General features: G+C 69.1%; 18 protein-coding genes. 7 read left to right on the forward strand and 11 right to left on the reverse strand.

The features are described from left to right. Positions 1-65: 65 nt before the first annotated feature. The 9 genes from flgD to MKL01_RS01195 all read right to left on the reverse strand — a co-directional run bounded on the left by flgD (position 66) and on the right by MKL01_RS01195 (position 9,800). Positions 66-482 (reverse strand): flagellar hook assembly protein FlgD, encoded by a 417-nt coding sequence (gene flgD / locus MKL01_RS01155; RefSeq protein ID WP_243903407.1) that lies wholly within the window; start codon positions 480-482, stop codon positions 66-68. A gap of 45 nt (positions 483-527) precedes the next feature. Continuing rightward, the gene (flbT, locus tag MKL01_RS01160; RefSeq protein WP_243903408.1) at positions 528-950 is read right to left on the reverse strand and encodes a flagellar biosynthesis repressor FlbT; all 423 of its coding nucleotides are present in this window, start codon (positions 948-950) and stop codon (positions 528-530) included. After that, the gene (gene flaF / locus MKL01_RS01165; protein WP_243903409.1) at positions 947-1,294 is read right to left on the reverse strand and encodes a flagellar biosynthesis regulator FlaF; all 348 of its coding nucleotides are present in this window, start codon (positions 1,292-1,294) and stop codon (positions 947-949) included. The genes flbT and flaF overlap by 4 nt, the downstream gene beginning before the upstream one ends. Positions 1,295-1,383: 89 nt before the next feature. Further along, positions 1,384-2,448: a flagellar hook-associated family protein gene (locus tag MKL01_RS01170; protein ID WP_243903410.1), complete on the reverse strand. Its 1,065-nt coding sequence runs from the start codon at positions 2,446-2,448 to the stop codon at positions 1,384-1,386. Positions 2,449-2,452: 4 nt separating this feature from the next. Continuing rightward, positions 2,453-3,910 carry a flagellar hook-associated protein FlgK gene (flgK, locus tag MKL01_RS01175; RefSeq protein ID WP_243903411.1) on the reverse strand — a complete coding sequence of 486 codons (1,458 nt, stop codon included), beginning with the start codon at positions 3,908-3,910 and terminating at the stop codon, positions 2,453-2,455. 22 nt (positions 3,911-3,932) lie between these two features. After that, positions 3,933-5,150, reverse strand: coding sequence for a flagellar hook protein FlgE (locus tag MKL01_RS01180; RefSeq protein WP_243903412.1), 1,218 nt, complete (start codon positions 5,148-5,150; stop codon positions 3,933-3,935). A 136-nt stretch (positions 5,151-5,286) separates the two neighbouring features. Further along, positions 5,287-6,606, reverse strand: coding sequence for a flagellar protein export ATPase FliI (gene fliI / locus MKL01_RS01185; protein ID WP_243903413.1), 1,320 nt, complete (start codon positions 6,604-6,606; stop codon positions 5,287-5,289). 139 nt (positions 6,607-6,745) lie between these two features. Further along, on the reverse strand, positions 6,746-7,486 hold the full coding sequence (flgF, locus tag MKL01_RS01190; RefSeq protein ID WP_243903414.1) for a flagellar basal-body rod protein FlgF: 741 nt from the start codon (positions 7,484-7,486) through the stop codon (positions 6,746-6,748). A 1-nt stretch (position 7,487) separates the two neighbouring features. Further along, entirely contained in the window at positions 7,488-9,800 is a 2,313-nt protein-coding gene (locus MKL01_RS01195; protein WP_243903415.1) for a DUF1217 domain-containing protein, read from the reverse strand. A 170-nt stretch (positions 9,801-9,970) separates the two neighbouring features. Here MKL01_RS01195 and motA point away from each other — a divergent pair, with 170 nt between their 5' ends. The 6 genes from motA (at position 9,971) to flhB (ending at position 14,857) form a co-directional block, all read left to right on the forward strand. Beyond that, entirely contained in the window at positions 9,971-10,858 is an 888-nt protein-coding gene (gene motA, locus MKL01_RS01200; protein ID WP_243903416.1) for a flagellar motor stator protein MotA, read from the forward strand. Between the two features lie 2 nt (positions 10,859-10,860). Further along, positions 10,861-11,787, forward strand: a complete 927-nt coding sequence (locus tag MKL01_RS01205; RefSeq protein WP_243903433.1) for a flagellar motor switch protein FliM — start codon at positions 10,861-10,863, stop codon at positions 11,785-11,787. After that, a complete protein-coding gene (locus MKL01_RS01210) occupies positions 11,771-12,106 on the forward strand; it encodes a hypothetical protein (RefSeq protein ID WP_243903417.1) in 336 nt (111 codons plus the stop codon). The genes MKL01_RS01205 and MKL01_RS01210 overlap by 17 nt, the downstream gene beginning before the upstream one ends. A 133-nt stretch (positions 12,107-12,239) precedes the next feature. Then, positions 12,240-12,632 (forward strand): flagellar motor switch protein FliN, encoded by a 393-nt coding sequence (gene fliN / locus MKL01_RS01215; protein ID WP_243903418.1) that lies wholly within the window; start codon positions 12,240-12,242, stop codon positions 12,630-12,632. A gap of 14 nt (positions 12,633-12,646) precedes the next feature. Further along, positions 12,647-13,675: a flagellar motor switch protein FliG gene (locus MKL01_RS01220; RefSeq protein ID WP_243903419.1), complete on the forward strand. Its 1,029-nt coding sequence runs from the start codon at positions 12,647-12,649 to the stop codon at positions 13,673-13,675. A gap of 117 nt (positions 13,676-13,792) precedes the next feature. Further along, positions 13,793-14,857: a flagellar biosynthesis protein FlhB gene (gene flhB, locus MKL01_RS01225; protein WP_243903420.1), complete on the forward strand. Its 1,065-nt coding sequence runs from the start codon at positions 13,793-13,795 to the stop codon at positions 14,855-14,857. Positions 14,858-15,120: 263 nt separating this feature from the next. On the opposite strand, the gene MKL01_RS01230 is transcribed toward flhB, so the two are convergent. After that, entirely contained in the window at positions 15,121-17,280 is a 2,160-nt protein-coding gene (locus tag MKL01_RS01230; RefSeq protein ID WP_243903421.1) for a malate synthase G, read from the reverse strand. A 145-nt stretch (positions 17,281-17,425) separates the two neighbouring features. On the opposite strand from MKL01_RS01230, the gene MKL01_RS01235 reads away from it, so the two are divergent. Beyond that, positions 17,426-18,325 (forward strand): LysR family transcriptional regulator, encoded by a 900-nt coding sequence (locus tag MKL01_RS01235; protein ID WP_243903422.1) that lies wholly within the window; start codon positions 17,426-17,428, stop codon positions 18,323-18,325. Between the two features lie 182 nt (positions 18,326-18,507). Here the strand turns inward: MKL01_RS01235 and MKL01_RS01240 are convergent, their stop codons facing one another. Then, a complete protein-coding gene (locus MKL01_RS01240; RefSeq protein ID WP_243903423.1) occupies positions 18,508-19,317 on the reverse strand; it encodes a class II aldolase/adducin family protein in 810 nt (269 codons plus the stop codon). Positions 19,318-19,691 lie beyond the last annotated feature (374 nt).

The raw sequence follows: 19,691 nt of genomic DNA on the forward strand, positions 1-19,691 counted from the left end.
CGTTCCGGAAGCCCTCGGCCGCCGCCCGGGATGCTCCCCCCGGGCCGGCCGCGCGGGACCGACCGCTACGAGATGATCATGCCGGCCTCGTACGGGACCTCCTTGCCGGTATCGAGATGCGTGAGCAGGCCGTTGTTGACGACCTCGACCGAGGCGACGGTTCCCGTGGTCTTCCCATCCGCCGAGGTCACGGTGCGCCCGACGAGGTTCCCGGCCTGCGACATCGTCGAGGATGCGAGCAGCGCGTCGAGCTTGCTGTTCGTGTTGACCCCCTGCTCGACCTGCGAGAACGTCGCGAGCTGGCTCATATACTCCGTCGACTTCATCGGGTCGGTCGGATTCTGGTTCTTCATCTGAGCCAGGAGGAGTTTCAGGAAGTTGTCGTAGTTCAGCGTCGCCTGCTTCGCCGCAGTCGCGGTGCGGTTCGGCGTGGCCGGCGTCGGCGTCTTGGGCGTCGTCGCGTTGGTCTGGGGTACGGACATGGTTCGCTCTCCCTCCGGTATGGGTGTTGGGACCTCGGGACGCCCTCAGGCGACCCGATCGGCGATCGCGCCCGCGAGGTCGGACGTCCGTGAGCCGTCCGATTCGAACAAGCCCCGCAGGATCCGCAGGCCCTCGAAGGGCCGGGCCACCGTGAGAAGGTCCCGGACCGCCGCCAGGGCCGACACGACCTCGGGCCCGGGATCGTTCGCGAGGATCGCGCTGTCGACCTCGTCGTAGGCCGCCCGGACCCGGTCCGCGTTGCTCGGGTCGATCAGCATGGCCTGGGCGATGAAGTAGAGCTGGCGGATCGGCGTGGTCGCCTGTTCCGCCTGCAGCACGTGGGCTTCCAAGAGGAACGTGGCGTCGTTGAGCAGCTCGATCGTCACCTTGCGGTCGACCCGGAGCACGGCGCCGTTGACGAAGATCCGCTCGTTGCCCCGCAGGCTGAGATTGATGGAGCGGCTCATTGCAGACCGTCGCGGATGAGAGAGTTGACGTAGATCAGGGCCTCGAAGCCGCTGGCGTCGCCCTGCAGGATCTGGTCGGTCCGGCGCATGTTCCACAGGCCGATCGAGATCAGGTCCGCCCGCAACTGCTTCGGCAGGCCGTTCTCCGGTTTGACCAGATCGTCGATCAGCAGGCTCCAGAGGCGCTGCAGGTAGCTCGTGGCCTCCTGGTGCAGCGCCAGCGGGGCATCCGCGGCCGCGGCCCGCCGCATCAGGTTGATGGCCCGGTCGAAGGCGGCCCGCTCCCGCTCCCGGGCGAGCGCGGGCGAATCCTCCATGATTTCTGCGTAAGACGCGCCGTACATCGCGGAAGTGCCTCTTGCGTGAATGCGTGACACGATTTCAGGGCGGCCGTCGAAGACTGCGCGGCCTTGAACGGTTCGGAATGGCGTGACTACCGGACGTAGTCCATCAGGCTGAGCTTGTTCACCTGGCTCGTCAGTGAATAGGCGATCTCCAATTGCTTCTTGAGATCGTTCACGCGGGTCGCGGCTTCGGCCTGATCCACCGCTTCGAGGGCGTTGACCCCCTCCTGCAGGATGGTTTTCTTCGCATCCATCTGCTGTGCGACGGTCGCGACGCGCGCCTGGACGGTGCCCACGTCCGACTGCAGCCCCGTGACACCCCAGGTCGCGCTGGCGGCCAGGGCGCGCATCTTGTCGTACACGACCGTCTGGGCGACGGCGGACAGACTCGACAGGCCGATCGACGAGCCCAGGGTGTAGAGCATCGCCAATTGCCGCAGGGGCTGGGCATTGGCGCTCACGGAGGTGTCGCCCATCTCATTGCGGGCGATCTCGCTGCGGATCTTCACGTCCGACGCCGAGGACCATTTGGCGGCCCATTGCGCGTCGGTGAAGAGGTTGGCGAAGCGGCCGCCGTCCGCCAGGAAGGTCTTCATCTGCGTGTCGGTGATGCTGCCGGAGTCCGGCTGCTTGCCCGGAGGCGCGAAGCCGAATTCGGCCTGGAACGCATCCAGGAAGGCCTGCTTGGCGGGCGAGGTCGTCGCGTCTTCGTAACTCGCGATCGGGCGCACCCCCGTGTTGATCCCGCCGAACAGGTACTGTCCGCCGGAGCCGGAATTCATCTGCGCGATGAGGGCCGCGAGCCTTGAGGCGGCCGCCTTCTCCACCGTGGGACCGCTGTCGCCCGTCAGCTTTCCCGGCATGACGATCGCGAGGAAGGACTCCCCATCCAACCGGACCTGATTGAGGGCCTGGTACGTGGTGTCGAGTCGGTTTTTCGTCAGGCCGTTGCGCTGACGCTGCGCCTCGAGGTCATCGAGTTCCTGACGGAAGTCCAGGGTCTCTCCGGTCCGATATCCCAGTTCGAAGCCGACATCGGCGTAGCGGCCGGACCCGGCCTCGATGTTGGCCTTGTCGAGATCCGCCTGGAGGCGGCCCATGCTGGACCGCGGCGTGTTCAGGAACGTGGCTGTCGAGATGTAGCTCGTCCGCATGGGACTACCTCACCGCATCGAGGAGGGTTTGCAGCATCGCGTTCACCGTCGCGATGATCTTGGCGGAGGCCGCATAGGACTTCTCGAGCTCGAGCATCGTCGCGGTCTCCTCGTCGCGGTTCACCCCCGTCGCGTTCGACAGGGCCGTGGAGGTGCGACTCAGGAAGGCCGATTCGGTGTCGACCTGCGTCGAGGCCGCCTTGCGGGTGGCTTCCAGCCAGCTCGCCGACGACTGGGCGGCCGTCAGCACCGAGGCCGACAGAGGCAGTTCCGAATCGGCGGGGTAGGTCTGGTCCGCCCGGAGCGCCGACTGGAGGGCGCGCAGGTGGTCCGAGAAGGCGGCGGCGTTCGTCGTGTTGTAGAGATATTGCGCCCCCACATTCATGCCGCCGTCCCGCAGCGTGAACGGATTGCCGCCCTGTTCGGGGTCGGCCGTCGGGTTGACCCGGATGGAGGCCGCCAGTCCCGCGGTCCCGGCGGCCGGCAGGGTCGGGCCGCCCTCGTAGGTCAGGAGGCCCGCCAGGGCCGTCCCGGTCGCGGAATTCTTGTCGGTCTCGGCGAAGGCGACGATCACCCCCCGGGCGACCGCGTCGAGCTGCTTCTGATACGTGACCGCGATGTCGTCGCGCACCGCCATCTGCCCGACGATGCGCCCGGTCTGGAGGGGCATCAGCGACCCGCTGCCGGTGGCCCGCACCCCGTCGATGTACACGGCGTTGCCGGTGGTCCCGGCCCCGAAGGCGGCGGTCGGCGCGAAGGTCACGGTCCGGGGGATCTTGTCGAAGAGCGGCGAGCCGTTGTCGGCGTAGATCGCCATGTCGTTGTTGGCCCGGACGATCGTGTTGATGCCCAGTTCCTCAGACAGCTGCGCGAGGATCTTGTCGCGATTGTCCAGCGCGTCGCTGATGTCGGCTCCGACGACCGTCCCGACCACCACCGCCTTGTTGGCCGCGTCGAACCGCGTCAGCAGGTCGTTGATCGTCGTGACCGAATTGTCGATCTCCTTGTCGGCCGCCGCGCGGACGGATTGGACCTTGCCGCTGCCCTGGTTCAACGACCGGGACAGGTCCTTCGCGGCCGCGACGGCGGCCTTGGCCAGGTTGAGATCGCTGGGGGCGTTCGCGGCGTTGTCCAGCGCCGCGCTCAGGGCGCCGACCTTGGCGGCGATGGAGCCGCTCACCTCCGTGTCGCCCACCGTCTCTTCCAGACTCTTCAGGGCGGTCAGGACCGCCTTGCGTCCGGCCAGTTCCGACGTGCTGCCGAGCATCCGGTCGAACAGCGCCGTGTTGCTGGCGCGGTTGACGACGACCCGGACGGGGCCGTCGGTCGTGACCATCGAGGCGATCTTGCGCGAATAGGCCGCATCGCCGACGCCCGCGATGTTGCGGGACACGACGTCCGTCTGCGTCCCGTTCGCCAGCAGCGACCCGCGCGCGGTGTTCAGCGCAACAGAGAGACTCATCTCGCCCGTCCTCTCATCACCGTCAGCGCTTGAGGTTCACGAGCGTTTCGAGCATCTCGGTCCCGGTCTGGAAGACCTTCGAGTTGGCCCCGTAGCTCGTCTGCGAGGCGATCATGGTCGCCAACTCGTCGCCCAGATCGACCGTGGATTGTTCGAGTCGGCTCGACAGGATCGACCCGCGGCCCCCGATATTCGGGAAGTCGGTCTTCACCACGCCGGAGGTGGCGCTGACGTCGTAGACGTTGCCGGCGCGCGGGGTCAGGTTGTCCGGGCTCGCCACCGTCACCAGCGGGATCCGGTAGGCGGCGTAGCGCGAGCCGTCCTCGTAGACCGCGTAGACCGTGCCGTCCGTGGCGATATCGGTGCTCTTGACCGCGCTCGGCTTGTTGCCGTCGATCGCCTTGACCTCGACGTTGAAGTCGCCCGCGACCTGCGTGATCGTCGACAGGTCGAGGGTGAAGGGCTGACCGTTGGGAACGGTCCAGGTCAACTTCGGGGTGCCGGTCGGCTTGCCGCTGCCGTCGAAGGCCATCGCGGTGGTCGCGAGCTGGGCGACGGGGGGGCCGCGATCGTAGGCGGCGACCTGCCACGTGCCGCTGCCCGTCTTCAGGTAGTAGATGTCGGCCAGGACCGCGTGACCGAGATTGTCGTACGTGGTGATCGACTTCGTCTTCGTGTAATTGTTCGGCCCGGGGGCCCCCGTCCCGGCGACGTCGTCGCTGTTGAGGTTGCCCTGCAGCGTTCCCTTCGTCGACGGGGTGGTCTTCATGTTCAGGCTCGCCGTGTTGACCGGCACGAGGCCGTCATAGCTGTTCAGCGACACCTTCGGATCGCCGTTGGCGAGGCTGTAGCCCTGCAGCGTCATGCCGGCGGCATTGACGAGGTTGCCCGACGATCCGTCCACGACGTAATTGCCCGCCCGGGTGAGGTGCGGGGTGCCGCCCCGGTCCTTGACGATGAAGAACCCCTCGCCATTGATCGCGAGGTCGGTGTTCGACGTCGTATCCATGGTCGTGCCCTGGTTCTGCAGGCCACCGATCCCGTACCGGATCACGGTGTTGACCGATCCGGCATTGTAGGAGCCGGCATTCGAATCGGTCAGCATGGAGGTGAACTGTGCTTTGCCGCGCTTGTACCCGACCGTGTTCTGGTTCTGGATGTTGTCCGCGACGACGCCCAGCCGGTTCGACTGCGCGTTCATTCCGGACACGCCGGCGTTCAGCACCCCGTACAGACCCATGACCGGGACCTCCTCGTTGAATGACGTTGCGTGAACTCTGATCAGGCCTCGCTTGCGCGGGGCTGACGGCGCCGTGCTTCGCGGGCCGCCGGACCGGCGCCGCCGCGCGCCATCCGGCCGCGCCGCGGGATCGCGCTCAGCCCCGGAGCGCGTTCGCCAGGTCCAGGAAGGCATCGTGGCTCTCCGGCTCCGTCGGGTCCTGCCGCAGGGCGGCGTAGATCTTCGGGATCAGGGCGACCGCCTGGTCGAGTTCGGGATCGGCCCCGGCGTGGTAGCCGCCCATCAGGCGCAGATCCCGGGAATCCTCGTAGCGGGCGATCAGGTTCTTGAGGGTCCGCACCAGCTCGCGCTGCTGCGGGGTCCAGACGAGGTCGGCGAGGCGCGAGATCGAGCTCAACAGGTTGATCGCCGGGTAGCGGCCCTGGTCGGCGATGGCCCGGTCGAGGACGATGTGCCCGTCCAGGGTGCCGCGGATGCTGTCGGCCACGGGGTCGTTGTGGTCGTCGCCGTCGATCAGCACCGAGAAGACGCCCGTGATGCTGCCCCCGCCCTCCAGACCCGGCCCGGCCCGCTCCAGCAGCCGCGGGAGGTCGCCGAACACGCTGGGCGGGTAGCCCCGCGCCACCGGCGGCTCGCCGGCCGCCAGCGCCACCTCCCGGGACGCGTGGGCGAACCGGGTCACCGAATCGATCACCAGCAGCACCGACTGGCCCTGGTCCCGGAAGAACTCCGCCACCGCGACCGCGAGCTTCGGCGCCTGCCGGCGCATCATCGGGCTCTCGTCGCCCGTCGCCACGACCACCACCGAGCGGGGACGGCTCTCCAGGATCGGGCCCTCCAGGAACTCGCGCACCTCGCGGCCGCGCTCCCCCACCAGGGCGACGACCACCGCGTCGAAGCCGGAGCTGCGGGCCAGCATCGACAGCAGCGTGGTCTTGCCGACGCCGGACCCCGCGAAGATGCCGATGCGCTGGGCCGCGCAGAGGGGCGTGAACAGGTCGATGGCGCGCACGCCGGTCCGAAGCGGGCGGTCCACCCGCCCCCGCCGCATCGCCGGGGGCGGGTCGGCATCCAGCGGCATGGCGCGGTCGCCCCTGGGCAGCTCGCCCTTCCCGTCGATGGGCTGCCCGAGGGCGTTGACGACCCGGTCCTTCCAGGCCTCGCAGGGCCGGGGGGCGGCCGCCGGCACCCGGTAGGCCGGCGCCCCGAGGCCGGCCTCGATCCGCCCCTCGAACGGCTTGAGGATCACCCCCGCCTCGTCGATCCGCACGATCTCGCCGTCGAGGGACCGCCCCGCGGCCTCGATCCGCATGCGGTCGCCGAGCCGCAGCAGGGGGGTGGCGATCCGGATCCGGCAATGGCCGAAGCCGATCTCCCGCACGGAGCCGCCGACCCGGACGAGGGGCTGGTCGTCCCGGTCCTCCAGCGCGTCGGCGAGGCGGTCCAGCGCGTTCATGCCGATCTCCGCAATGGTTTGCCCCGGTTCCCGCGACCGCCGCGGACCCGCGGTGGCGCGCCGACGCCCCGTCCGCCGGGATCCTCGGTCGGTCGCGGTGTGCCGCCGCAGCGCCGGCGGCCGCGCGTCTGCGGCCCGTTCAGGACGCCGGGCCGAGGCCGCGGATCGCGTCCGACAGCGAGGATTCCGATTCGGCCACCGCGGAGGCGGCGCTCTGGAAGGTACGGGTGATCTCGATCAGCCGCGCCATCTCCATCACCGGGTTGACGTTGGCGCCCTCCTGGAACCCCTGCTGCACCCGCACCGTGGCCTCGCCGCGCTGGTTGAAGTCGAGGATCGGCCGGCCCGGGACGTTCGACGCCACCGCGCCGTCGGCGGCGCGGCTGAGCGTGGCGTTCGGGTCCAGGCGAAACACGCCGAGCGCGCCGATCTGGTTGACGCCCTGGGTGATGATCCCGTCCTGCCCGATCGTGATGGCCGGCCCTTCCGGGTCGACCGTCAGGGGCGACCCGCCGGGGTCCAGGATCGGGCGCCCGCTGAGATCCTGCAGGTCGCCGGCCGCCGAGACCTGCATGCGGCCGTCCCTTGTGTAGACCATCCCCTGCGGTCCCCGCACCGCCAGCCAGCCGTCCCCGTTGAGGCCGACATCGAGGGGCGAATCGGTCTTGGTCAGGGCGCCGCCCTTGCGCGACAGGAACGTGTCGCCCGGCGTGGCGAAGGCGACCTCGCGCCGGCCCGCCTCGGACAGGATCGTGCCGAACTTCACCTCCTCGGCGCGGTAGCCCGCCGTCCCGAGATTGGCGACGTTCGTCGCCACCGTGTTCAGGCGCTGTTCGAGCGCCATCTGGGCGGACAGCGTGACGTAGAGCGACGATTGCATGTCAGTGGAGTCCCAGCCGGATGCTCTGCAGCTTCATCAGGAGATCGGCGCTGAGCCCGCTCCCGGATCCCCCGAAGATCGACAGCGCCGGGACCACCGGCGGGTTCTTCTGGATGTCCCACATGACGCTGAAGCGCTTGATGAACTGCTCGAGCTTGACCGGATCCTTGAAGCTCGCCAGGTCCACCTTGCGCTGGAGCAGCCGGGCCTGAGCGTCGATGCTGCCCGTGGCCACCTCCGGGGGCAGGCCGAGCGCGGTGCGCACGACTTCGGCCAGGGCCTTGTCGGCCAGTATGCCGTACACGGACGCGACGCTGCCGGCCTTGCGCCGGAAGTACAGGGCGAGCCTGACGCCCTCGTTGTCGTTACCGGCATCGACCTCGACCGATTGAACGGCATAGGCCTTGACCGTGGCCGCGCGGGCATCGCTGCGCACGCCCTCGAACCGGTCCAGGAAACCGGTCAGCGTCTTCGGATCGTGCAGCGTCCAGACGTCGAGCTTCCCCGCGATCGTCTTGGCCTGATCGGCGGGGCTCTGAGAGGTCAGGTCGGCGGAAAGGCCGAGGGTTTTCCTCACGACATCGGTCAGGACCGGATCCTGGACGAGATCTGAAGCGGAGTCGATCGTCCCGATCTTCGCACGGAAATACTGGGCCAGCTTCGCCGTCTCCGCATCGGAGTCCGCGTAGGTTCCCGCCGTGCGGTAGTAGGGATCGACGATGGCGTCGCGGCCGGCCTGACGGGCGGTGCGATATTGTTCGAGGAACTGCTCCAGCTTCTCGGGATCCTGGAACGTCGTGGCGTCAACCTTGCCGGCGATCTGCCCGGCCTGCGTTCTGGCGTCTTCCGCCCAGCCCAGACCGAGGGCGGCCCGAAGCACCGACGAAACCTTGGGATCGGCAACGATATCCTTGACGATATCTTTCTTCCCGGTCCGGAAATCGTCGGCAAAGCTGCGGACGTAATCGACCTGCTTGTCCGTCTCGCTGTCGTAGTCGGCCTTCGCCTGCAGATCGACGAGGGCGTTGCGGCCCGCCAGCCGGGCGGTGCGATATTGCGTGACGAGCACATCCAGCTTCGTGGGATCCTGGAATGTCCCGGCATCGACCTTGCTGGCGATCTGCCCGGCCTGCGTCTTGGCGTCGTCGGCGTCGGGATTCAGGCCGACCGCAGTCCGGACGAAGGACGACAGCTTGGAATCGGCGACCACCTCCTTGACGAGATCGCGCTCCGTCGTGAGCGTGTCGGCGAACGTGCGGACGTAATCGATCTGGCTGTCGGTCTCGGTATCGTAATCGATCTTCGCCTGCGGATCGACGATGACGCTGCGACCGACCTGCCTAGCGACCCGATACTGATCGAAGACCTGCTTCAGCTTCTCGGAATCCTGAAAGGTCGTGATGTCGACCTTGCCGGCGAGCTGCTGGGCCTGCGTGTCGACGTCGACGGCCGGCCGGAGACCGACCGCCGTCCGGACGATGGACGCCATCATGGGATCCGCGGCGATGTGCTTGATCAGGGTATTTGCCGTCCTGAGGTTGTCGACGAAACCGCGCACGTACCCGATCTGGTTGTCCGTCTCGCTGTCGTAGGTGGCCCTCGCCTGCGGATCGGCGAGGGCGTCGCGGCCGGCCTTGCGGGCGGCGCGGAAGCGATCGAAGAACGCGTCCAGCTTCTCGGGATCCTGGAACGCCGCGGGGTCGAACCGGCTCTCGATCTGCAGGGCCTGCGCGTCGGCGTCCTCCGCGGCGGTGGCCGGGCGCAGGCCGACCGTCGTCCGGACGACGGCCGATACCTTGGCATCCGCGACCACATCCTTGATGATGTCTTTATTGGTTTCGATATTCTGCACGAAGATCCGCGCATAATCGACCTTTTTAGATGTATCGGCGTCGTAATCGGCCCGCTTCTGATAAAGAGTCTGGTCGACCTTGGGGGAGGAGCCGCCCTGGATATCGCTGTCCAGCGTGGACGGATTCTCGCCTGATGCCTTGAAGTTGAATGCGGCGGCGAAGTCCTGGTACCGGGAATCCTGCAGACGGTCGGCGAGGCTACGCCCGCTGCTGTCGGGCTCGCCCGTCAGGACTTTGCGCATGAAGCCCTTCGACGGGATCATCTCCTCCAGGCCATAGGCGCGCATGGCAAAGGCGTAGAGACGGTTGTTGCGGAAGAAGTCGTCAACCGTATTGATGTCGCCGATATGCTCCAGAAAGTAATTGGTATCGCTCTTCTGACGAGATTCGGACGATTTCAGCGCGATCGAAGCGTCGTAATTCGCGGTGATCTGCCGATAGGATGTCAGAGTCGAGATCATGGGCGAGGCCTTCATCTTCAGGCATGTCGGATTCTATGGGACGGATCTTGCCTGAAACTTGCCCGGACCGAAAGTCGAAAGATCGGGATGGCCGCTGGTCCCGCTCAAGCCTTGCGCAAGCATGGCGCTCTAGAGCCGGCGGCTGAATGCAGGGGTTGAGGGCGCCGGGCGTGAGTATCATCTTCGGCTTGCTGATCGCGGTCGTGTGCGTCGGCGGGGGGTTCTCGGCCATGGGCGGCCACCTCACGGTGATCTGGCAGCCCTTCGAGTTCATCATCGTCGGCGGGGCCGCGCTCGGCGCCTACGTGGTGGCCAACTCGACCAAGGTGGTTCTGGGGACCGGCAACGCGATCATGGACGCGGCCCTGGGGCGGGTGCCGAAGGAGGAGGATTATCTCCAGCTCCTCGGCCTGCTGTTCGCGCTGACGCGGGAGCTGCGCTCCAAGCCGCGCAACGAGGTCGAGACCCACCTGGAGGATCCCGACAACTCCCCGATCTTCAAGGCCTATCCGCGGGTGACGCGCGACCCGGAGCTGCAGCTGTTCATCTGCGACTACGTGCGCCTCATCCTCATCGGCAACGCCCGGTCCTACGAGATCGAGGCGCTGATGGAGGAGGAGATCGCCATCCATCGCAACGACAAGCTGAAGGTCTACGGCGCGCTCATGGGCATGGCCGACGGGCTGCCGGCCCTGGGCATCGTCGCGGCCATCCTGGGGATCGTGAAGGCGATGGGGGCGCTCGATCAGTCGCCGGCCCTGCTGGGCAGCCTGATCGGCTCCGCCCTGGTGGGCACTTTCACGGGCATCTTCGTCTCGTACGGGCTGGTCGGGCCGATGGCCAACAAGATCAAGGTCGTCCGCGAGACCCAGGCGCGGGTCTACGTCATCGTGAAGCAGACCCTGCTGGCCTACATGAACGGCGCCCTGCCGCAGATCGCCGTCGAGCACGGGCGCAAGGCGATCACCGCCGCCTATCGGCCGACGATCGACGATGTCGAAAGGGCGACGATCACCGGGCCGCAGCGCGGCGGCGAAGCCGTGCGCGAGGCGGCCTGATGATGGACAAGCAACAGGCCGCCGACATTCGGGATCGGCTGCTGGACGCCGCGGGCCTCTCGCTCGACCGCCTGCCGATGCTGCACGTGATCCTCGACCGGGTCGCGACCTTCTGCGCCGATCAGCTCCGGCATTTCGCGGCCTCGCCGGTCTATTTCTCGCTGAGCAACGTGGAGAGCCAGCGCTTCGGCGACATCCTCGAACCCTACGAGTCGAACGCGGTCGCCGGCATCTTCCACGCGCCGGAATGGGACAGCCACATCCTGGTCGGCTTCGACCGCGACTTCATCTTCACGATGGTCGAGGTCCTGCTCGGCTCCGACGGTTCCGAGCCGCCCCTCGACGAGGAGCGCTCGTTCTCCAACATCGAGATGCGGATCGCCCAGCGCCTGTTCGAGCAGATCGGCAAGGCGATGCAATCCGCCTTCGCGCTGGTGGCCGACACGCCGTTCAAGCTGGAGCGGACGGAGCTGCGGATGGACTTCGCCGTCATCGGCCGCCGGAACAACCAGGCGGTCGCGGCGAAATTCCTGCTGCAGGCGCTCAACCGCGGCGGCGAGATGTTCATCGTCATCCCGCAATCCGTCCTCAACCCGATGCGCCAGAGCCTGGCCCGGATCCTGGTCGGCGAGAACTCGGCCCGGGATTCGAAGTGGACCCGGCAGATCGCCGGGGAGGTGCAGAAGACCCCGGTGACGCTGAAGGCGATCCTGGAGGAGAAGCCCCTGTCGCTGGGCGAGATCGCCGACCTGAAGGTCGGCCAGGTGCTGGAGCTCCGGGCGACCCCGCGCAGCCGCGTGAAGCTCGTCGGCAACGACCGCGAGCTGTTCTGGTGCGACGTCGGGCAGGCGGATGGCGGCATCCTCCTGCGGGTGGACCGGTTCATCGATCAGGATCAGGAGTTTATCGAAGATGTTCTCGCTCGCTGAGGCCCTGCTCTTCGCCGCGCTGGTCGCGACGACCGCCTGCCTCGTGCCGATGTACCTGCGGCTGAAGCGGCTGGACCGGTACCACGCGCAGTATCGCGACATGGTCGACTGGAGCGCCTGCGCCCTGGTCGGCGCGAGCAACGCCGTGCAGTCCTTCACGCAGGACGGGCGGGTCGTCCTGGAGGACCTCAGCCGCGAGATCGAGTCCGCCAAGGCGGCCCTGGACGAACTCAAGGCGGAGCGGCTGAGGCTGACGGCCTCGGCGCCGCCGGCCGCCGTCCGGGACCCGGCGCTGGGCGGCAGCCTGACGAGCCCCTGATGCGGGGCGCCGATGATCTTGATCCCGGGCCGCCCGACCCCAGGCCGGCCGCTGCCCCGGTCGCCGCCCCGATGCCCGACCTGGGGGCTCCGGGACCCGCGGCGCGGGCCTTCCCTTCTTCGAGGAGCACGCGATGACACCCCCCTCAGACCAGCCGCAGGCCGAGACCGGGTCCGGAGGCGGCCACAGCGACAGCCTGTTCGCCAAGATCGAGGCCCATGCCGAAGAGCAGCGGGCGCAGGGCGAGCGCCTCGGCGGCGCCCGGAACCTCGACTCGATCCTGCGGATCCCGGTCCTGATGCAGGTGGTCCTCGGCTCGGCGACGATGCCGGTATCCAACCTGATGAAGCTGGGTCGGGGCGCGATCGTCCCCCTGGATCACCGCGTCGGCGAGCCCGTCGACGTCGTGGTGAACGGCCGCGTGATCGCCCGGGGCGAGGTCGTCGTGGTCGAGGACGACAATTCGCGCTTCGGCGTGTCGCTCACCGAGATCGTCGGTTCCGCGCCTGCCGATTCCAACGCCTGAGGGGAAGCCTGGCCATGGCCGTCGGTTCGATGACCAAACCGAGCGTCAGGGTCCTGACGCCGACCGAGGAGGTCGCCGCCGTCCTCATCTCGATGAACAAGGCGACCGCCAGCCGGCTGGTCAAGTATTTCGACGCCGTCGAGCTGAAGCAGATCACGCGCGCGGTGGCGCAGCTCGGGCCGGTGCCGCGGGATCAGCTCGAGACCCTCATCGAACAGGTGGCCGCCCTGTTCGCCGACGGCGCGAACCTGATCGGCACGGCCCGGGAGATGGAGAAGCTGCTGGAAGGGGTCCTGCCGCCCGAGCAGATCGCCGAACTCATGGCCGATGTCCTCGGCCAGGGCGAGCGCTCGATCTGGGACAGGATCTCGAACGGGTCGGACACCGCGCTGGCCTCCTTCCTGATGAAGGAACACCCGCAGACGGTGGCGCTGATCCTGTCGAAGGTGAAGCCGTCCTGCGCCGCCAAGGTGATGGCCCAGCTCCCGCCCCCCCTGCGCAACGGCGTCATGCGGCGGATGCTGACGTTCAAGCCGATCGTCGAGGCATCGATGAAGATGATCGAGCAGACGATCCACGAGGACTTCATGATCAACCTGGCGCGCAACGCCGCGGCGGACACCCATTCGCGGATGGCGGACATCATCAACAAGATGGAGCGCCAGAGCATGGAGGAGGTCCTCGACAACCTCACGCAATCGCGGCCGAAATCGGCCGAGATCCTGAAGGGCCTGCTGTTCACCTTCGACGACATCATCCACATGACGCCGCGGGCGCGCACGGCCCTGTTCGATCAGATCCCGAACGAGCGCGTCATCCTCGCCCTGAAGGGCACGAACCCCCAGCTGCGCGGCGTCGTGCTGAGCGGCCTGACCGCCCGTGCCCGACGCCTCGTCGAGCACGAGCTGGAGGGTGGCGAGCCCGCCTCCCAGCGGGACGTGCTCGAGGCCCGCCGGGCGATCACCGACCAGGCCCTGGAGATGGCGGCCCGGGGCGAGATCGAGCTCAACGCGGCCGATTCGGAAGACACCTACGTCCGCTAAGGGTCGTGCCGGATCGCGGCGCCCTCGGGCGCGGCTCCCGGGCCCCGTTCGATCTCACGCGCTGTCGCCGCCGCGGTGTTCGTTCCGGCGGGGACCCCTCCAGCCAGGCCCGCCGCCATGTCCGACGACGATAAGGAGAGCAAGACCGAGGCCGCGAGCGACAAGAAGATCAGCGATGCGCTCGCCCGGGGGAACACGCCGTTCTCCAGGGAGGCGCCGGTCTTCGCCTCGATCCTGGGCCTGCTGCTCTTCCTGGTGTTCGTGGTGCGGGACCAGGGGCTTCCGCTCGTGCAGCAGCTCGCCCTGCTCCTGGAGCAGCCGCGCAACTTCCCGGTGGAGACGAGCCCGGACGCGATGCACCTCGTCAACGCGCTGTTCGTCGAGATGGGACGCTTCCTGCTGCCCGTCCTGGTGATCCTGCTGGTCGCGGGGATCGCCGCCTCGATCTTCCAGAACACGCCCCGCCTGGTGCTCGAGCGGATTCAGCCGCAATGGTCCCGGATCTCCCCATCAAGTGGCTGGGGCAGGATCTTCAGCGTACAGGGCTTCATCGAGTTCGGGAAAAGTCTGTTCAAGTTCGTGGCGATCGGCAGCATGTCCTTCATGGTGCTGAGCGCCGACCGGCACGAGATCGTGAATGTCATGTTTATGGATCCGATCGGGCTGCCCGAGTTCCTGCTGACCCTGTCGGTTCGCCTGGTGTCGGCGGTCAGCGTGGCGACGATCGCCCTGGTCGCCGGGGACCTGGTCTGGACCCGGGTGCGGTGGCAGCGCGACCTGCGGATGTCGAAGCAGGAGCTGAAGGACGAGTTCAAGCAGGCCGAGGGCGACCCGCTGGTGAAGGCGAAGATGCGCTCGCTGGCGAAGGACCGGCTGCGCAAGCAGATGATCGCGGCGGTCCCGCGCGCCACGATGATCCTGGCCAACCCGACCCACTACGCCATCGCACTGCGCTACGACCAGAGCGAGAACGACGCCCCGATGGTTCTGGCCAAGGGCACCGACCTGATCGCCCTGCGCATCCGGGAGATCGCCGAGAAGAACCGGATCGAGGTGGTGATCGACAAGGCCCTGACCCGGGCGATGTACGACCACGTCGAGGTCAACCAGGCGATCCCGGCGGAATTCTACCGGGCGGTGGCGAACCTCCTGGTCTACGTGATGACGCGCAAGCGCCGCTGACCGTCCCCGAGAGGCCGGGCCCGGTCCGACGGATGGCCGCGTCGCTTGCCGGCCTGCCCGGTCCGACCACCGCGCCGAGGCCGCGGTCCCTGCGCGCCGGGCGATCCCGGACCGGAAAGCCCCGGTTTCGAAAGGTCCGTGACCGTTCGCGGGTGCAGGGCGGAGCCCGGCGCGCGGGGTGGCCGCCCCCGGACCCGGCCGGAGGGCCTTCAGCCCTTCGGAAACCCACGATCCGTCGCGGCGCGCCAGAGGTCCGGTCGGCCTCAGGCCGTCCGGCGCTGGGCCGCGCCCTTGGCCTCCCGGCGGAACCGGTGCAGCACGAACTCCGTGTAGCCGTTCGGCTGCTGCGCCCCCTCGAACACCAGGGCCTCGGCGGCCCGGAAGGCCGGCCCGTCGAAGCCCGGGGCCATCGGCCGGTAGGCCGGATCGCCGGCGTTCTGGCGATCCACCACGCCGGCCATCCGCCGCAGGGCCGCGGCGACCTGATCCCGGTCGACGATCCCGTGGCGCAGCCAGTTGGCGATGTGCTGGCTGGAGATCCGCAGGGTGGCGCGGTCCTCCATCAGGCCGACCTCGTGGATGTCGGGCACCTTGGAGCAGCCGACGCCCTGGTCGATCCAGCGGACCACGTAGCCCAGGATCCCCTGGCAGTTGTTGTCGAGTTCCTCCCGGACGGCCTCAGGGGCGAAGGGGCCCTCGGCCAGCGGCAGGGTCAGCATGGCGGCGCGGGTGGCGGGCGTCCGCTCGGCGAGCGCCGCCTGGCGGGCACGGACATCCACCTGATGGTAGTGCAGCGCGTGCAGGGTCGCGGCGGTGGGGGACGGGACCCAGGCGGTGTTGGCGCCGGCCTCCGGATGGGCGCCCTTGGCCTCCAGCATGGCGGCCATCCGGTCGGGGGCGGCCCACATGCCCTTGCCGATCTGCGCGTGGCCCGGCAGCCCGCAGGCGAGGCCGGCATCGACGTTGCCGTCCTCGTAGGCCTTGATCCAGGCGGTCGCCTTCATGGCGTCCTTGCGGACCACGGGGCCGGCTTCGAGCGAGGTGTGGATCTCGTCGCCGGTCCGGTCGAGGAAGCCGGTGTTGATGAAGAACAGCCGGTCGGCGGCCGCGGCGATCGCCGCCCTGAGGTTCAGGGTCGTGCGCCGCTCCTCGTCCATCACGCCGATCTTCAGGGTCCGCGGGGCGAGGCCGACGAGGGCCTCGACCCGGCCGAACAGCGCCACCGCGAAGGCGACCTCCTCGGGCCCGTGCAGCTTCGGCTTGACCATGTAGACCGCGCCGGTGCGGCTGTTGCGCAGGGGGCCGGTGCCGTTCAGGTCGTGCAGGGCGATCAGCGCGGTCACCGCCGCGTCGAGGAACGTCTCGGGGATCTCGGCGCCGTCGAGGGTCACGGCATCGGTCATCATGTGATGGCCCACGTGCCGGACCAGCATCAGCGAGCGCCCGGGCAGGGTCAGGCGACCGCCGTCGGGGGCCGTGTAGGTCCGGTCCCCGGCGAGTCGCCGCTCGACGGTGCGGCCGCCCTTGGACAGGGTGGCGACGAGGTCGCCGCGCATCAGGCCGAGCCAGCTCCGGTAGACCGCGACCTTGTCGGCCGCGTCCACGGCGGCGACCGAGTCCTCCATGTCCATGATGGTCGAGAGGGCCGATTCCACCACCACGTCGGCGATCCCGGCCGGGTCGGTCCGGCCGATCGGGCTCGTCCGGTCGATCACGATCTCGACGTGCAGGCCGTTGTGGCGCAGCACCAGCGCGGTGGGCGCCGCGGCGTCGCCGGCGAAGCCCACGAACGCCGCCTTGCCCGTCAGGCCGGCGCTCCGGCCCCCGCCGAGGTCGACGGCGAGCCGGCCGCCGGTCACGGCGAAGCCCGCGGCCTCGGACCAGGAGCCGGCGCTGAGCGGCGCGGTCGCGTCGAGGAACGCCCGGGTGCGGGCCACCACGGCGGCGCCGCGGGCCGGGTTGAACCCGGTGCCCGGGGCGAGGTCGCCGTCCTGCGGGATCGCGTCGGTGCCGTAGAGGGCGTCGTAGAGGCTGCCCCAGCGGGCGTTGGCGGCGTTGAGCGCGTAGCGCGCGTTCGAGATCGGCACGACCAGCTGCGGGCCGGCGATGGCGGCGATCTCCGCGTCCACATTCCCGGTGGTCACCCGGACGGCGCCGGGCTCCGGCTGGAGATAGCCGATCCGCGTCAGGTAGGCCGCGTAGGCGGCGGGATCGTGCGGCTGGCCGCGATGGTCGCGGTGCCAGGAATCGATGTCGGCCTGGAGGGCGTCGCGCCGGTCGAGCAGCGCCCGGTTGCGCGGCGCGAGGTCGCGGACGATCTCGGCGAAGCCCGACCAGAAGCGGTCCGCCGCGATCCCGGTGCCGGGCAGCGCCTCTTCGGCCAGGAAGGTGCGGAGGTCCTCGGTGACGACGAGATCCGACATGGCGGCTCCTTGCAAAGCGGCGCGGCGTCGACCCTCAGAAAAAGTCGAACGGCGCGTGAAAATTTTTTGAGATCCCGGAGATAGACCGCTTGGCACCGGCGAAAAAGACGGCAAAAGGGATTTGATTCTTTCCGCAGCGTTGAGAATGCACGATCGAAGCGATCTGGAGATCTTCGCCCGGGTGGTGCGGACCGGCAGCCTGACCCGGGCCGGGGCGGAGCTCGGCCTGTCGGTGGCGGTGGTGTCGAAGCGGCTGAAGCGGCTGGAGGAGCGGCTCGCCGTGCGCCTGCTGCACCGGACCACCCGGCGGGTCGCCCCGACGGATGTCGGCGCGGCGTTCTTCGAGCGGATCGCCCCGATCGTCGACGCCACCGCGGAGGCCGAGAGCCTCGTGTCGCAGACGGCGACCCGGGCCCGGGGGACCCTGCGGGTGACCGCGCCGAGTTCCTTCGGGCGGCTGCACATCGTCCCGCACCTGCGGGCCTTCTTCGCCCTGCACCCCGACATCGTGCTGCACCTAGAGCTGAGCGACGATTTCGAGTCGATCGTCGAGCGCGGCTACGACCTCGCGATCCGGGTCGGCGCGCTGGAGAGTTCCGGGCTGACGGCGGTGCGCCTCGCGCCGGTGCGGCGGGTGCTGTGCGCGCGGCCGAGCTACCTCGACGCGGTGGGGCGCCCCAAAACCCTCGACGACCTGCGCGGCCACGTCTGCCTCGCCACGGAGAACCAGAATCCCTGGCGGCTCATCGGGCCGGACGGGCCCTGCACGGTGAGCGCGTCGGGGCCCCTGCGGACCCATTCCAACGAGGTGGTGCGGGAGGCGGTGATCGGCGGCCTCGGGATCGCGCTGCGCTCCACCTGGGACGTGCACGCGGAACTGCGCGGCGGGACGCTGGAGGTGGTGCTGCCGGCCTATGCGGCGGCGGCCTCGGCGGGGATCTTCGCGGTCTATCCGAGCCGGGCGTTCGTGCCGGCCAAGACCCGGGCGTTCATCGCCTTCCTGAAGCAGACCTATCGCGCGAGCGAGGCCCGGGTGGAGGGGTGACGCGAGGCGCCCTTCCCCGCAGAGGCTACGATGGTCGCGCTTCGAGCCCGAGGCCCGCGACGCCCCCCTCTCCCCGCGCGCGGGGCGAGGGGGGCTCCGCGGTCACCGTCGGCGCAGTGGGCGACACGTGGATCCGCAAGCCCGCAGAGGGGGAGGGAGAGGACCTGCCCCCTCGGCGCCTCTCACCCGTTCACAGAAAAATCCGGATCCGTCCGCGCCAGCATCCGCTTGAACGCGGCCCACTCGCTGTCGGGCGCCCCCTGGAGCGCGACGCGGTCGTAGCCGGCGGCGTATTGCCCGGCGGTCTTGGCCGCCACGGCGGACGAGGGCCGGATCACCGGCGCGCCCGCGGCCTGGACCGCCAGCTGGGCGCGGCACGAGCGCTCCAGGTTGTGCATCAGCTTGAACGCCTCGCCCACCGAGCGCCCGCAGGTCAGGAGCCCGTGGTTGCGCAGCACCATGACCGGCCTGTCGCCGAGATCGGCCACGAGGCGCTGGCGCTCGTCGAGGTCGAGGGCGATGCCCTCGTAGGCGTGGTAGGCGACGCGCCCGGCGAACTGCATCGACCACTGGTTCAGGGCGAGCAGCCCCTCCTCCTGGCAGGAGACCGCGACGCCCGCCACCGTGTGGGTGTGCAGGACGCAGATCGCGTCGTGGCGGGCGGCGTGGATGGCGCTGTGGATCGTGAACCCGGCCGGGTTGATGCCCAGCCCCATCGGATCCTCCACCACCCGCCCGTCGATATCGACGGTGACGAGGTTGTCGGGCGTCACCTCCTCGAAGCGCATCCCGTAGGGGTTGATCAGGAACCGGTGCCCGCCCCCCGGCAGCCGCGCCGAGATGTGGGTGTAGATGCTGTCGTCGAGGCCGAGCCGGTGGATCAGCCGGTAGGCCGCCGCGAGATCGACGCGCATGGCCTGGATCTCGGCCTGGAGTTCCGGACCGGGGGCTTCGTGGTTTTCCGCGACGAGCGAGGGCGAGGCTGCGTTCATGCGACGGCTCCCTGATGGGTCTTGGGATCGCGGGTCGGCGCGGGCGGTCCCGGGTTCCCGGGCGGACGGCGCAGTCCGGGGCCGGGAACAGCCACAGGGTGCACCATCGTTCCTCCGGCGTACAGAGCGGCCGGCTTCGCTCCTCCGCGGTCAGGCCGGCCCGCCACCGGGATCGAGCCGGGCCTGAGCGGAGCGTGCGGACACGCTCGGGGGCAGGCCGTGCTGCTTGATGCGGCCCGCCTCGACCGGGGCGGTCACGTCCTCATGGACACGTCGACGATCCCGCCCCACGCGTCCGGCGAGCGCGCGGATCGAGGGGGCCGGCTCGCGGGCCAAGGGCTTGAGCGGGCGCAAACGGGGTGATGACAGCACCG

This window comes from Methylobacterium sp. J-070 (genome assembly GCF_022829385.1).
Lineage (GTDB): Bacteria > Pseudomonadota > Alphaproteobacteria > Rhizobiales > Beijerinckiaceae > Methylobacterium.